The organism is Ralstonia sp. NFACC01, from assembly GCF_900115545.1.
Lineage (GTDB): Bacteria > Pseudomonadota > Gammaproteobacteria > Burkholderiales > Burkholderiaceae > Ralstonia > Ralstonia mojiangensis.
Map to the genome: position 1 here is coordinate 215,155 of NZ_FOWV01000004.1, position 13,764 is coordinate 228,918.

At 64.4% G+C, this 13,764-nt stretch carries 12 protein-coding genes; 4 read left to right on the plus strand and 8 right to left on the minus strand.

The features are described from left to right. Position 1: 1 nt before the first annotated feature. A complete protein-coding gene (locus BM136_RS12005; protein ID WP_092972048.1) occupies positions 2-928 on the minus strand; it encodes a hypothetical protein in 927 nt (308 codons plus the stop codon). A 184-nt stretch (positions 929-1,112) separates the two neighbouring features. Here BM136_RS12005 and BM136_RS12010 point away from each other — a divergent pair, with 184 nt between their 5' ends. Continuing rightward, positions 1,113-2,009, plus strand: a complete 897-nt coding sequence (locus BM136_RS12010; RefSeq protein WP_092972315.1) for an oxygenase MpaB family protein — start codon at positions 1,113-1,115, stop codon at positions 2,007-2,009. 12 nt (positions 2,010-2,021) lie between these two features. Here BM136_RS12010 and BM136_RS12015 read toward each other — a convergent pair whose 3' ends face one another. Together BM136_RS12015 and BM136_RS12020 are read right to left on the minus strand one after the other, a co-directional pair. Further along, a complete protein-coding gene (locus BM136_RS12015) occupies positions 2,022-3,602 on the minus strand; it encodes an MDR family MFS transporter (protein ID WP_092972049.1) in 1,581 nt (526 codons plus the stop codon). Positions 3,603-3,691: 89 nt separating this feature from the next. Beyond that, complete coding sequence (locus tag BM136_RS12020; protein WP_092972050.1) at positions 3,692-4,639, minus strand: LysR family transcriptional regulator; 948 nt, start codon at positions 4,637-4,639, stop codon at positions 3,692-3,694. Positions 4,640-4,765: 126 nt separating this feature from the next. Here BM136_RS12020 and BM136_RS12025 point away from each other — a divergent pair, with 126 nt between their 5' ends. Continuing rightward, complete coding sequence (locus tag BM136_RS12025; protein ID WP_092972051.1) at positions 4,766-5,392, plus strand: FMN-dependent NADH-azoreductase; 627 nt, start codon at positions 4,766-4,768, stop codon at positions 5,390-5,392. Between the two features lie 117 nt (positions 5,393-5,509). Here BM136_RS12025 and BM136_RS25385 read toward each other — a convergent pair whose 3' ends face one another. After that, the gene (locus tag BM136_RS25385) at positions 5,510-5,656 is read right to left on the minus strand and encodes a hypothetical protein (protein ID WP_175537123.1); all 147 of its coding nucleotides are present in this window, start codon (positions 5,654-5,656) and stop codon (positions 5,510-5,512) included. A 447-nt stretch (positions 5,657-6,103) separates the two neighbouring features. Between BM136_RS25385 and BM136_RS25695 the strand changes: the two genes are divergently transcribed. Next, positions 6,104-6,235, plus strand: a complete 132-nt coding sequence (locus tag BM136_RS25695; RefSeq protein ID WP_024978542.1) for a hypothetical protein — start codon at positions 6,104-6,106, stop codon at positions 6,233-6,235. 37 nt (positions 6,236-6,272) lie between these two features. On the opposite strand, the gene BM136_RS12030 is transcribed toward BM136_RS25695, so the two are convergent. The 3 genes from BM136_RS12030 to BM136_RS12040 form a co-directional block, all read right to left on the minus strand. Continuing rightward, positions 6,273-7,922 carry a S10 family peptidase gene (locus BM136_RS12030; RefSeq protein WP_092972052.1) on the minus strand — a complete coding sequence of 550 codons (1,650 nt, stop codon included), beginning with the start codon at positions 7,920-7,922 and terminating at the stop codon, positions 6,273-6,275. Next, positions 7,867-9,465 carry a S53 family peptidase gene (locus tag BM136_RS12035; protein ID WP_092972053.1) on the minus strand — a complete coding sequence of 533 codons (1,599 nt, stop codon included), beginning with the start codon at positions 9,463-9,465 and terminating at the stop codon, positions 7,867-7,869. The genes BM136_RS12030 and BM136_RS12035 overlap by 56 nt, the downstream gene beginning before the upstream one ends. Before the next feature lie 124 nt (positions 9,466-9,589). Next, positions 9,590-10,648 (minus strand): serine hydrolase family protein, encoded by a 1,059-nt coding sequence (locus tag BM136_RS12040; protein ID WP_092972054.1) that lies wholly within the window; start codon positions 10,646-10,648, stop codon positions 9,590-9,592. Between the two features lie 888 nt (positions 10,649-11,536). On the opposite strand from BM136_RS12040, the gene BM136_RS12050 reads away from it, so the two are divergent. Continuing rightward, on the plus strand, positions 11,537-11,878 hold the full coding sequence (locus BM136_RS12050) for a DUF1488 family protein (RefSeq protein ID WP_092972056.1): 342 nt from the start codon (positions 11,537-11,539) through the stop codon (positions 11,876-11,878). 77 nt (positions 11,879-11,955) lie between these two features. Here BM136_RS12050 and BM136_RS12055 read toward each other — a convergent pair whose 3' ends face one another. Continuing rightward, positions 11,956-13,653 (minus strand): AMP-binding protein, encoded by a 1,698-nt coding sequence (locus BM136_RS12055; RefSeq protein ID WP_092972057.1) that lies wholly within the window; start codon positions 13,651-13,653, stop codon positions 11,956-11,958. Positions 13,654-13,764: the final 111 nt, after the last annotated feature.

A 13,764-nucleotide genomic window follows, 5' to 3' on the forward strand; every position in this document is an offset into this window, starting at 1 on the left:
GTTACTGCGCCGCCTGCTGGCGCTCGACTTCGTGGTGTTTCATCTGCAGATAGTCCTGCCGTTCCACTTCATGCAGTTGGCGCGGGTACTGCTCGGTGGCGTTGAACCACGTGTTCAGCCGCTGCTGCAAGCGCTTGTCCGGGGGCGCCGACAGCGACTTCAGATAGGCGTCGATAGCCAAGTAGTAGCGCATTGTGTTGCGCTCGAGCAGGCCGCGCACACCGCCCACATATTCCGGCTCTGCGCCCGATGACGAGTCCGCCGCCTTGGTAAAACCGACTTTGCCGCTGCCCACGGTGGCGAGGTACGTGCGCATCGCCAGGCGGCCGGCCGTACCGTAACCGTACGCGTAGGTCAGATGCAGAAACGTGTGGTTACCCCCGCCCGGCGCGGGAATGGCCTCCAGCATGATGTGATAGTCCCGGGTGCTGAGCGGGCCGGTAGCCGCGCTGAGTTCCACGCGAAAATAATCCGCACTGCTGGCAACTGGGTGATAACCAAACTCCAAGCGATAGCTGCTGGAAAGCGAGTCCTCCACCTTGCGGCCCAGATTCACGTTCAGCACGCCGCCATCTGCGCCCTGCGTGGCGTGGCAGTACTTGATATTCAGATGCAGGATCAGCACGTCGCACCAGTTGGCAGCCCCGTGCTCCGGATCGCCCAGTGCGTTCTTGACGGTCGCGAAGGGGTAGTCGAGCACACTATAGATGTCACTCTTGAGCCGGTCAGGCGCTTCGGTGGATTCCAGGACCAACGGGCGATGGAACACGTTATCGGCCAACTGGGGCGCCACAGTCTGGTATTTGTCGCGCAGACCTTGCGCGCTGTCCGCCGCACGCAGGGGGAGGCTCAGGCATAGGCCTGCCACCAAAGCAAGAGCGGCAAGCGAGCCCAACCAGGCGGTATGTCGATGGGAGGTCATAGGCATGGCGTTCTCGTGGAATCGTTCTTCATTCTAGGAGGCCCGGACAGACATGCCGTCGCAACAAATGGTCCTGCGAAGGCACATCGGCCATGCGGCGTTCTGTCATCACGATAGGTGCAGTGTGCCTCGATGCGGCTCGGTAAAATGGATGCTCCTTCGCCTCGTGCTTCCCGGCACTTCCGGCACCATGCCCTCGCCACTCGTCGCCATTCGCGAACGCATCGCCAACCAGGTCCGCGGCCTTACGCGTGCCACCGGCAGCCTCACCCTCGACATTGCATCGCCGCCTGGCGACCCCGGCCTGTTCGGCCCCGACGCCGTCTGCTGGAGAGTGCATGCCGATTTTCCGGCGATGATGGCCGGCGGCATCAGTGCGCTGTTGTTGCAGGCGTTGCACCCGCGTGCGCTGGCCGGCGTGTGGGACCACTCCAACTTTCGCGAAGACCTGCAGGGGCGCCTGGGGCGCACCGCGCAGTTCGTAGCCGGCACCACGTACGGCAGCCGCAAGGATGCGCTGGCGCTCATCGAGCGCGTGAAGACCATCCACGACCGCGTACAGGGCATCGCGCCCGATGGCCGGCCGTATTCGGCCAACGACCCGGACCTGCTCACCTGGGTGCACGTGGCGGAGATGTCGAGCTTCCTGGCAGGCTATCTGCGTTACGTGGATGGCAACCTGAGCGGTGCCCAGCAGGATCGTTACTTTGAAGAGACTGCGCTGGTGGCCGAGATGCTCGGCGCGCGCGACGTGCCGAAATCGCGGGCGGCCGTGCAGACCTATCTGAATGCGATGCGCGCCGAGCTGGTGGCCAGCGATCGCACGCGCACGGTGGTGGAGGTGTTGACGACGTGGCAGGCGCCGCGCCCCGGGTTGCGCCCAGCGGTACGCCTCTTCCTGGACGCGGGCATCCAGTTGCTGCCGCCGTGGGCAATACAAATGCTCGATCTCAAGCGGCCGCCGCTGCAGGCGGCCATTGCATCGGCAGCCATGCGCACCGTGGCGCCCACGCTGCGCTGGGCGCTATACGAGGGCAGCGTGGCGCGCCGGGCTCGACACCGCGCACTGGCGCCCGCAACAACCTAGTGCGTCCGCGAGCTACTCGATGGCGTCGGCAAGCGACACCTTGCCGCGCAGCACCTTCTCTTCCAGCCGGATGATCAGCAGCGGCGAGACCACCGACACGGCTGCCGCAAAGAAGAACAGATGCCTGAAAGCGCTTTCACCCGCGCGCTGCAGAGCCTCGGCATCGGCACCGCTGCTGGCAAGCGCAGCGTGGAAAAGGTCCATCAGCACATCGCCGCCGGCCGCCACATGCGCTTCAGGCGCAGCCTGGCGCAGCAACGCAATCAGCACGGACGTCAGCACCGCCACACCCACCGCGCCCCCCAGCAGACGCGAGAAGGCCGTCAGCGCCGTGGCCAGGCCCACCGTCTGCGGCGGCACGGCGTTTTGCGTGGCGACCAGGCCGGTCGGAAACTGCACGCCAATCGCCAGACCGAGCACAATCATCGCAAGGGTCAGCGGTAATACGCTGTGCGGGTCCAACAAACCCAGCGAAGCCACGGCAAACGGCACCACGCATGCGCCACCCAGCATGAGCGGCTTGTAGCGGCCGCTGTGCGTCATCCACTTGCCGGCGATGAAGGCGCCAAGCGGAATTGACAGCGTGAGGGGCACGAGGCGCAGCGCCGCAGCATCGGGGCTGGCACCGGCCACCATCTGGAAGCGCAGCGGCATCAGCACCGACGTGGCAATCAGTTGGAAGAAGCAGAGGAACAGCGCGAGGCAGCAGATCGTAACCGTGCGAACCCGGAACATCGACAGCGGAATGATCGGCTCGACGGCACGGCTCTCTTGCCAGACAAACGCGCCCAGCAGCACCACCGCGCCCGCCAGCAGGCCCAGGTTTTCGGGTTGCATGAGCGGCGTGCCCTGCCCCACACGGGTAATCATCAACAACAGCGCAGTCAGGCCCCCGGCAAACAGCACCACGCCCGGCACGTCGATGGGGCGACGCTGATGCGCCACCGGCAGATGCCGCAGCGTGCGGCGCACGACCAGCAGCGCGACAATCCCCAGCGGCAGGTTGATCCAGAAAATCCAGCGCCACGACAGGTAATGCGTGAGATACCCGCCGATCACCGGGCCAGCAAGGCTGGCCATGGCCCACATGCCGCTCACGTAGCCCTGGTAGCGACCCCGCTCGCGCAGGGGCACCACATCGGCAATCGTGGCTTGCGATACCGAAATCAGGCCGCCGCCGCCCAACCCCTGGAGCACGCGGGCAAGCAGCAGCATCGGCATGCTGGTTGCCAACGCGCACGCCACGGAGGCCAGCACGAAGAGGACGATGGCCGTCGTCAGCATGGCGCGGCGGCCGTAGAGATCACTCAACTTGCCGTAGATGGGCGTCACCACGGTAGACGCCACCAGGTACGCCGACACCAACCACGCCATCAGCGCAAAGCCGTTGAATTCGCCCGCGATCACGGGCAACGCCACGGCAACAATGGTTTGCTCCAGCGCGCCCAGCAAGATGGCGAGCATCAGCCCGCCCATCACGGCCATCACCGGAATGTCGGCCACCGGCGGCGTATCCAGCGGGCTGGATACTGACGCGATGGGCGCGGTCGGTGTGTCTGGCTTGGGCGGTTCGATGCTGGGGCGGGAAGACATGGGAATGTGCGCGAATGCCGCTCAGGCACCCGCGCCAATGGGAGAAGCGAAGCCGTTGATGATACTGCCGATTCCCATTCGTTGCAGAGTCAACGATCCGGTTGCCGGACGATGTCCTCATAACAACGGCTGACATTTGCCGTCATGCCAGGCAACTCTTCTGCGAGGAATTCGATGAACGCGCGCACGGCCGGCACCAGCCCGCGGCGTGACGGAAACACCGCGTGAAACTGGTGCACTGGCAAGCGATATTCCGGCAGCAGCACGACCAGCCGGCCATCACGAACCGGCTCCGCGCACAGGTTGAACGGCAGTTGCGCAACGCCAACGCCAGCGAGCGCCGTCTGTCCCATCAGGTACAGATCGTCCGTCACCAGCGCGGGGGTGTAATCGATATCAACTGCGCCGCCTTCCGGGGCGGTCAGGCGCCAGCGCGTCCGCTCGCCGCCCGCACCGTCAAAGCCCACGCCAATCGCGCCGCGCATCGCTTCCGGCGTCTCGAACGGGCCATGCTCAGCAACAAACGAAGGGCTGGCGACGAGCACCTGATCGCTCACGCCAAAGCTGCGCACGACGAGGTTGGAGTCGTCCAACGCCGAGCGCACACGCAGCGCCACGTCGTAGCCGTCGCCGATTACGTCGACACGGCGGTTCGTCACGTCCAGCTCCAGCCGTACATCGGGCTGGGCGCGCAGGAATTTCGACAGCACGGGGGCGATGAACACGTGCGCCACGCCAACGGGACAGCTCACGCGCAAGCGGCCGGAAGGTTTTTCGCCTGCGTGCTCGGCCACCTCGAAGGCAGCGCGGGCCGCGTGCGTCATCGATTCGCAATGCGTAAAGAACGCCGAGCCCACGTCCGTCACATGCACCGCCCGCGTTGAGCGCTGCAGCAGCCGCACGCCCAGGCGCGTTTCGAGATCGGCCACGCGGCGGCTCACGCGCGATTTGGGGATCCCCAGCGCCCGCGCGGCACCGGAAAAACTGCCGTGCGTCACCACACTGGCAAACAGGACGAGGTCGTTCAGATCTTCCATGGCCGTTCTCCAAAGCACGGGCGCATTGTCTCATCCATAGAACGAAGTGTGTCAATTCGACCCACTACTGGAACTCGCTGCATCGCACTATCTTTCCAGCAACCCACCTTTTCTTGGAGAGACACCATGCAAGTCCTTCACATTGATTCCAGCATCCTCGGTGACGCCTCGGCCTCGCGCATCCTGAGCGCCGCCATTGTTGATGAGCTGCGTCGCGAAAACCCCAGCACCACCGTCGTCCACCGCGACCTGTCGGTCGAAGCGATTCCGCATCTGGACGGCGCCATTGCTGCCGGCTTCCGCGCCACGGGCGCCGACGATTTTGACGACGCCACCCGCGCCGAGCATGCCCGCTCAGAAGCGCTCGTAAATGAACTGCTCGCCAGCGATGTGATCGTGGTTGGCGCGCCGATGTACAACTTCTCGGTGCCGAGCCAGCTCAAGGCCTGGATCGACCGTGTGGCGCAAGCCGGCCGTACCTTCAAGTACACGGAGAACGGCCCGGTTGGCTTGGCCGGCGGCAAGAAGGTGATCGTTGCGTCGACGCGCGGTGGCATGTATTCCGCCGGCCCGGCAGCCGCCATGGATTTCCAGGAGGCCTATCTGAAGACCGTGTTCGGCTTCTTCGGCATCACCGATGTGCAGTTCGTACGTGCAGAACGCCTGGCGATGGGCCCGGACGCCCGTACACAAGCCTTGGAAGCAGCACACGCCGCCATGCGCGACGTGGTGAGCCAGGCCGTAGCAGCCTGAGCGAGCACAGTTGCGGCGCAAAATGCCAAACGGGCGCCAGCAGCAATGCGGCGCCCGTTTTCGTTTTTTACCGGCGTGGCAAGAAGATTGGACCGGCGCAGATGGCCGATCGGCAAATTACTCGTCGCGGTGTTCGCGTGCCTGGTGCATGGCTTCGAGCAGACGGCGCGTACGCAGCTTGCTCCACATAACAGGCACGACGATCGCGGTAGCGATCAGGCACGGTGCAGCCCAGGCGATGCTGGATTCCAGAAAATTCGTCATGATGCATCCCCCCGATATGTTGCCGATGCGCCCAATTGGGTGGCGCGCATCGTATGGTCCCCGCAGGGCTTTGCTATCTCGATTGGGCCGAGATGCCCTGACATCTATATGAACGGCTATCGGCGCTGTGCGTTCAAACTTGAAGCCCAACGTTTGCCGTTTGTTGTATTTCCCGCCAGTCTCGACGATCTGTCAATAGTGTGGCGATAAGTTCGTGGAACATTGTGGCGCTGCGCTGACAGTGCCCGAAGACGCCCGAACTGCTCCACAGTCCGATCGCAAAGGTAACGGCAAATTACTGCGGCCGTGACGCAAGCGTTGCCAACCCGGGGCGGGCCGTCGATTACCGGCCTGGGCGTCACAGTTTTTCTTACAAACGGTAAAGCGCGGTTGCGAAGCGTTTCCATACAGTGAGGCCAAGTCCAACGATAACCACGGAGCCTCACCATGAAACGCACCATCGCCCTGCTCATCCTTGCTGCTGCCGCTACCTCTGCGCTGAGCGCATGCGTGGTGGTGCCGGCAGGCGGCTATTACGAACGCCCGCATTACTACCATCCGTATTACCGCGGCTATTGATCCACGCGGTGCGCGGCGCGGCCTGCATGCCCGCCGCTCAGGCCTTGCGCGCCTGCAGCATACGGATGCGCGCGACGGCCTGATGGTCGGTCGTGGCGGCGTCGTAAAGGCGCGCCAGATCGGCCTTCAATGCCGTGCGCGAACCACCGTCCAGGTACACCATGTGGCCCGACGGATAGAACCCCGCGGAGAGGTTCTTGCGCACGCCGGCATCCAGCAACGGCATCGCCTTCAGGTCCAGCATGGTCTGGTAGAACGGCGTGACGAAGTCGTAATAGCCGTTGGCGGAGAACACCTTCAGATCCACGTTGAGGCTCATCGTGGCCGCAAGGTCACCCGCGGTGTAGAGCGCGACATTGCCGTTGGCGTCGAGCCCCTTCTGCGCGCCGGTCGGGTCGGTGTGACGGAAATCCCAATGGCGGAAGGCCTGGTCGTTCAAGTCCGTAAAGGCGGAGTTGGACGTGAACTTCAGGTCGTCGTTCAGGTAGGTGTTCCACATGGCGGTGTAGACGCCGGACACCGCCGTCATGGTCGGATCGTTGCCTCCGGAGTTCGGATCAACGCTAGCCGCAATGCCGGTGTGGATGCCCGTGACCCGACCGTCATACGCACCCAGCGACAAGCCTTTGTCTGCCAGCAGCGTGGTCAGGAACAGCGACGTGCCCGCGCCGTCAGACGCTGCCACATCCAGCCGCCAGCCTTGCAACGTAGCCGCATCGATGCCGGTGTAGGCAGACAACGCTTTGAGCACGGCCGGATCGGCATGCGTGGGTTTGGCGAGCGCTTTTTCGTAATCGGTGCTGGCAAATACGGCGGCGGCTTCGGCAAAGTTGCCCACGTCAGCCGGCAGCGGGCCGCCTTTGGGTGAAGCTGCACGCTTATGGAACCACGCATCTGCGGCACACGTCGGCAAGAGCCCGACCGGGTTGCCCGCCTGCGTGTAGTCGAGGATGGACGATTGCAGCGTGATGCCGTTCAAATCCACCCCGTCTTCATGCAGCACGTATGAAAGCACGCAGGAACGCGCCGTGCCGTAAGACTCGCCAAACAGGAACTTGGGCGAATTCCATCGATCATTGGCCGTCAGCCAGCGCTTGATGAACTGCGCGATGCTGCGCGCGTCCTGATCGACGCCCCAGAAATCGAGGTTGCGCTTGGGCGCAATGGCCGTCGAATAACCGGTGCCGATCGGGTTAATGAAAACCAGGTCCGAGCGATCGAGCAGGCTGTCGGGATTGTCTTCCATGCGATACGGCGCGGGCGGCGTGAACGACGGCATCGACGTCACGATGCGGCGCGGCGCAAACGACCCCAGCAGCACAAATACGGCCGAAGACCCCGGCCCGCCGTTATAGAAGAACGTCACCGGCCGCGCCTGCGTGCCGCCCGCTGGCGTATCTGCCACAAAGGCCACGTGGAACATCTTGGCCACGGGCTGCGAGCTGCTCGGGTCTACCGTGACGAGGTGGCCGGCATGCGCGGTGTAGGCGATGTCGCGGCCGCCAATGCGCACGGTGTGGTGCGTGATCGCCATGCCCTCGCTGGTGTCGGTCACGCTGTCGTCGGGGCCGTTGCCGTAAGCGGTGGGGTCAAAGAACGGCTGGTCGGTGGTGGTCATGCGTGCCTCGCTGCTAGAAAAGGTTTGCGATCGCGTCGCCCTTGGGGCTGCCCAGGCCGGTGCAGGCATCCCAACCGGGCGCGGCGGCAAAGGTGCCGTTGTTGCCCCGCTTGATGTCGTTGAACGCCCCGGGGTTCTGATACAGCCGCGCATGCAGATAACCCGCCGGGCGCCCCTTGATGGCGTTGATGCGCGCGATGAGCGCGGCCCATAACGGTGCCGCGGCGCTGGTGCCGCCCACCACGCCGGACTCGCCATCCACGCGGACGGCATAGCCGGTCAATGGGTCGGCATCGGCCGATACATCAGGCACGCCGCGGCGCGCCAGCGGCACACTTTCGCCGCCGGTCTGCTGCGCGGCCAGGCCCTGCTGCCAACTCGGCAGTGCAAAGACGGTGCTCACCCCGCCGCCGCCCGCGCCGCCTCGTGCGCCGTCGTTCCAGACGGTTTCCTCTGCGATGCGGTTTCCGCTGGCACGCACGCTGGTGCCGCCGCATGCCAGCGCGTACGGGCTGGAGGCGGGAAAGTCGACGTGATCAGCGCGATCAGGCTGGCCGTCGCTGGAGCCGCTGTCGCCCGAGGCCGCACACACCGTCACGCCCATCGTTGCGGCGCTCTGCAACGCGGCGTTGACGGCCTGCATGGCTTGCGGCGTCCAGGCGCTTTCAGGCGCACCCCAACTGATGGAGACCACCGAGGGCCGCAGCTTGGTGTCATGGATGGCGGCGTTGATGGCCTGCACAAAACCGGCGTCGGTATTGACCGTGAAGTACACGGCCAGCGTGGCGCCCGGCGCCGCGGCGCCTGCCACTTCCAGGTCAAGCATGACTTCGCCGTCGGGACCGCCGGGGTCCCCCGTGGGACGGTTGGCGCCCTGCCCGACCGGTATGGCCGTCACCTTGGGCATCGGCACGCCCAGCTCCTGGAAGTACGCACGCAGATCGTCTTCTCGGTAGCCGCCGCCAAGTTCAATAAACGCAATGCACTGACCCGCGCCGTCGCCCTGCGGAAAGCCGTAGAGCTGCGCGAGCTGAACCGGCGTGTACGACGCGGTGGGCGCCGCACGCGCGGGCCGTATGCCTCCCGGCTCAACCGGCCCGGTCGGCAGCGGCACGAAGCGGAAATGCGGCGCCGCCTGCGGGCGCGAGTCGAGCCCCAGCACGGCCACGACCACGTCCTGCAACGACTCCGGCAACCGCAGCGGGCCGGAGCGCCCGCGGTATTCGCAGTCGCCATGTGCCACGCGGTGCAGATGCGTATCGAAGGCCCTGCAAAATTGTTCGACGGAGCCTTCGAGCGTGACGGTAGCAGCCGCAACGTTCACTTCGACCACTTGCAGGCCATGTTCGCGGGCAAACGTGCGGACGGCGTCGATGTCGTCCGTGGTGGCGCCGAACTGTGCGGCCCACTCTTCGCGGGTCAGGGGTGTGGGCGATGGCGTTCCCGCGGCATGCGCGTGGACAAATCCGGACAGGCGCGCATCGAGTTCAGCCTCGTTGGGGCGGCGCAATTGCACGAGCGCCCGGATTTGTTCTGCCGGATGCGCATCGCCGAGGATGCGTGCGTCTTCAGGAATGGTGCGCTCGCTGCCGCGCAGGGTGTGCCGGACCATGGGCCATCTCCATGTAGGTAGGTGGCCCGTGCGTCGCAACCGGCGTGCCGAGGGTGCCGACAGGATGCGGCGCCACCTCCAACCACGTTAGGCGATGGCTTGCCCGCTTGATCTGCGAGGCTGGTCAGTCGGCAAAATCGGCGGCGCCCCCGCTTTCTGCGGGATGCTGCGGCTTGCCCTCGGCAAAGGCACGGCGGATCAGTGCGCCGCATGCCGCGCTGCGCACATAGGCGCGTGGGGCAAGGGTCTCGCGTACGAGCATGCCGTAATGGCGCTTGTCAGCGGTGATCCAAGGATAGAAGCCGAAAGCGCCGGCCGAGCTGAACGCGCCGTCGCCGCCGGGCTGGTCCTCGATCCAATAATTGAGCGCGTAATGCCACGGCAGGGCAGCCGGGGTGCTGACAGCAGTCGAGCACGTGCCCGGCTCGGTGCAAACGGCATGTTGACCGAGCATCTTGCCGAGCTGGTATTCCCCGCGGATGAGACGACGCAAGAACTGACCATAAGCAGCCGGCGTGGCGATCATTCCGCCGGCAGGCTCCGGTGCGAGGTAACGGATGTCCAGGGGCTGGCCGGCATCGCGCATGCCTGGGGTATTGGCAAGCTGGCGATCGAGGTCGTTGTTGAGCGCATCGGCATCGGCGCGGCCCAGGCCGAGATCGATCAACAGCTTCTGATCATGGCCACCGTTGTAGCTGAAACGGCCGACGTGGCCGGGCGTGAAAGTCGCGTTGCGCCCTCGCTCAAAGCAGCTTTGCACGGTGTCGTTGCGATTGCACAGCAGAGGGTTAAGCCCGTCGTAGCCTGAGCGCATGGTGAGCGCATCGATTTCGCCGGGCGTCGGCTTGCCTTGCGCACGCTCGACCACGTAGGCGCCAAACACCCATTTGGATGCCGATGCCAGCCGCACCGTCTTGTTCGCGCTGATGCGCTGGCCCTGCTGCCCGTGCATCAGCGCGCCATGAGCGTCCCCAATTTCCCAGTAATAATCGCCCAGGCGCTGGCAACTGCCTGCATGCGCCAGCGTCGATTCCACGGCAGCACGGCGCGTTGCCAGGCTTGGCGCGGCGGCTTGGGCCGCGGCGGTTGCCACCAATACTGCCGATGCCACCAAAGCGGCACGCCCCCCTCGCCCAATCCCTGCAAACGCCCTGATGTTCCGGACGTGTCTTGCTTGCCTCATATCGATGTCCCGCTCATTCTCTGCTGCCTTGCCAGCCCGGCGGCACTGTACCGCAGCGCGCGTGGCATTTCGCTGTTTTCCGCTGGGCGTCGATCGTTGTGCAGTCTTGCAACATGCCACCTGCGAAATGCGCATGACTGTATCGGCGGCACCTTGCAGGCAGTTTGCGAGGCGCGAGCGGCGCCCGTTTCAAACGTAAGCGTTTGCGCATCGATTAATCATCTTGGAAGGTGATGAAAATCGTTTCATATTCGCTCCCCCAATATGTCCTAAACCTCCCGTTTATGAGCCAAATGGAGGATAAGAATCGTGCCAAGGCACGCTGGCGGTCTGCGTAGAGTGTCCTAGAATGCAATGGAAGAAAAGCAGAATTAAATAAAAGTAAATACGCGGCAGCGGCGAGCCTTCGGGAGCGGACCATGGGAACAATCAAACGGGGAACAGCGGGCTTGACCGCTCGCTTGGGGTGGGAACGTCACACTGCCAATTGGCAGGTGATTCCTACGCGTCGGCGCCTTTTTCAAACACGCCTTCCGGCGACGCGCACCTCCACCGTTTTGCTTTGGCTGGTAGCTTTCTCGATTGCCATAGGCGTCGGGCTGCTGCACAGATTGTGGTAACCAAAAAACATAACTGAATTTTGTACGGGGAAGGTCGCAGCGCGAGAGCGAACCCGCAGTCAACTACCGAATTAACAGACCGTATAACGGCACCGAGGGATAGTCCGACCCGCGTCACTGGGTCAATCGCATCCGGATGGATTCAACATCTGGAGCATCGTCATCCCTCCATTCGGAAACACGCTCCTGCATGTGATCACTTGCGCCGCGAAAGCGGCATGTGGGGCACGCCGCTCAAACGGCACGCCTGATCAATGGGGGGAGCATCATGAACATTTCATTCACTGGCAAGACCTTCAGGTCCGTAGGCGACCTGTTCTTCCAAGCCATTGTCGACGGCAAGGTCTTGAGTTGTTTCGTCACGTCTGAAGCGCTGTCGCTCTGCGATTGCGCGCATCAGAAGATCACGGCCGAAGAGGTCTATCGCAATTACCGCGACTGGATTGAGCTGGCTGCGTCGGACCTGATCCGCGCTGGCTCGCTCGCACCGGTCATCGTGCGCGGCCGCGACCTGGCCGCTTCACGTGCATCGCTGCCGCACGGTGGCGTGCCAGCTTACGATCTGGATCGCTCGCGTCAACTGCGCCTGGTCCCGCGTTCGTCGCGCTGATATCCGTCAGCGCTGGCGCAGCGGAACGTGCGGTCGGGGGGCTGCACGTTCCGTGGGTGCCAAGCACACCGCGCAAATCACTCGGCCGGGAAATCCTCTTCCCAATATTCCTGCATGTTGCGTACGCCCGCGGCGCTTTCGCTGCGCGCGGCTTCGCGCATGCGCAGTTCGACGCGACGGATCTTGCCCGAGATGGTTTTGGGCAGATCGGCAAATTCGATGCGGCGCACGCGCTTGTAGGAAGCCAATCGGCTGCGGCAAAACCCGAGGATGTCGCGCGCCAGTTCCGGGCCGGCTTCGTGCCCCGCACGCAGGACCAGAAACGCTTTCGGCACGGCCAGGCGCAACGGGTCGGGACTTGGCACAACAGCGGCCTCAGCGATTGCCGGGTGTTCGATCAGCACGCTCTCCAGCTCAAATGGGCTGACACGGTAGTCCGATGCCTTGAATACGTCATCGGCGCGGCCGACGTAGGTCAGGTAGCCACTGGCATCGCGCGCGGCAATGTCGGAGGTGTGATACACGCCGCCGCGCATGGCTTCGGCCGTTTTGTCGGCGTTGCCGGCGTAGCCCTCCATCAGGCCGGTCGGGCGTGAATTCAATTCGATGCAGATCTCGCCCTCTTCCGCCTCGTGGCCGTCGGGGTCGCGCAGCGTGATGCGGTAGCCCGGCAGCGGCCGGCCCATCGAGCCCGCCTTGACCGGTTGCCCGGGGCTGTTGCCGATCTGGCAGGTGGTTTCGGTCTGGCCGTAGCCGTCGCGAATGGTGATGCCCCACGCCGCGCGCACGCGTTCGATCACCTCTGGGTTGAGCGGCTCGCCGGCGCCCACGAGTTCGCGCAGCGCGGGCTTCCATGCGGCCAGGTCTTCCTGGATCAGCATGCGCCACACCGTGGGCGGGGCGCACAGCGTCGTCACCTTGGCGCGGCAGAGCACATCGAGCGCCGCCTTGGGTTCGAAGCGCGCGTAGTTGTAGATGAAGACGGTGGCGCCGGCATTCCACGGCGCGAAGAAGCAGCTCCACGCGTGCTTGGCCCAGCCGGGCGAGCTGATGTTCCAGTGCACATCCCCCGGGCGCAGGCCGATCCAGTACAGCGTGGACAAATGCCCGACCGGATAGCTCGCATGCGTATGCATCACGAGTTTGGGTTTGGACGTGGTGCCAGACGTGAAATACAGCAGCAACGGATCGTTAGCCTGCGTTGGCGCGTCGGGCGTGAATTTGGCGGATGCATCGTAGGCATCTTCAAAGCGGTGCCAGCCGGGCGGCGCCTTGTCCGTACCGACCGCGATGCGCGTATAGGTGCCCGAGACCACGTCGAGCTTGGCGCAATCTGCCCCGCCCACCACCACGTGGCTCACCTCGCCCATGGCAATGCGTTCACGCAAGTCTTCGGCGGTGAGCAGTGTCGTGGCTGGGATGATGACCGCGCCAATCTTGATGCTGGCGAGCATCACATCCCAAAGACCGGGCACGTTGCCGAGCATGAGCAGGATACGATCGCCGCGCTGCACACCCAGCGCCCGCAAGTGGTTGGCCACGCGCGCCGAGCGCTCGGCCATCTGCGCGAACGACAACCGCGTTTCGTTGCCCTGATCGTCGACCACCCAGAGGGCGATGCCGTCGTTGCCACGCGCCATGGCGTCGAAATAATCGAGCGCCCAGTTGAAGCGATCCAGCTTGGGCCATGCAAAATCGCGCACGGCGGTGTCGTAATCCTCACGGTGCGCGAGCAGAAAGTCGCGGCACCGCAGGAAGGCGTCCAGCGATGTCATGCCTGTCTCCTGGGGTTCGGAGCGTGTTGTGCACGCTCCAACTGCACGCGCCTCGTCCGGGCGCTACGGAAACGCACCTGCAACCGACATCGCCACTTATAGGAGGAATTC

Excerpts from the sequence above, each read along its gene's own strand:
- BM136_RS12005 (WP_092972048.1), bottom strand. The coding sequence starts at position 928 with ATGCCTATGACCTCCCATCGACATACCGCCTGGTTGGGCTCGCTTGCC.
- BM136_RS12010 (WP_092972315.1), top strand. The coding sequence starts at position 1,113 with ATGCCCTCGCCACTCGTCGCCATTCGCGAACGCATCGCCAACCAGGTC.
- BM136_RS12015 (WP_092972049.1), bottom strand. The coding sequence starts at position 3,602 with ATGTCTTCCCGCCCCAGCATCGAACCGCCCAAGCCAGACACACCGACC.
- BM136_RS12020 (WP_092972050.1), bottom strand. The coding sequence starts at position 4,639 with ATGGAAGATCTGAACGACCTCGTCCTGTTTGCCAGTGTGGTGACGCAC.
- BM136_RS12025 (WP_092972051.1), top strand. The coding sequence starts at position 4,766 with ATGCAAGTCCTTCACATTGATTCCAGCATCCTCGGTGACGCCTCGGCC.
- BM136_RS25385 (WP_175537123.1), bottom strand. The coding sequence starts at position 5,656 with ATGACGAATTTTCTGGAATCCAGCATCGCCTGGGCTGCACCGTGCCTG.
- BM136_RS25695 (WP_024978542.1), top strand. The coding sequence starts at position 6,104 with ATGAAACGCACCATCGCCCTGCTCATCCTTGCTGCTGCCGCTACCTCT.
- BM136_RS12030 (WP_092972052.1), bottom strand. The coding sequence starts at position 7,922 with ATGCCTGCACCGGCCTGGGCAGCCCCAAGGGCGACGCGATCGCAAACC.
- BM136_RS12035 (WP_092972053.1), bottom strand. The coding sequence starts at position 9,465 with ATGGTCCGGCACACCCTGCGCGGCAGCGAGCGCACCATTCCTGAAGAC.
- BM136_RS12040 (WP_092972054.1), bottom strand. The coding sequence starts at position 10,648 with ATGAGGCAAGCAAGACACGTCCGGAACATCAGGGCGTTTGCAGGGATT.
- BM136_RS12050 (WP_092972056.1), top strand. The coding sequence starts at position 11,537 with ATGAACATTTCATTCACTGGCAAGACCTTCAGGTCCGTAGGCGACCTG.
- BM136_RS12055 (WP_092972057.1), bottom strand. The coding sequence starts at position 13,653 with ATGACATCGCTGGACGCCTTCCTGCGGTGCCGCGACTTTCTGCTCGCG.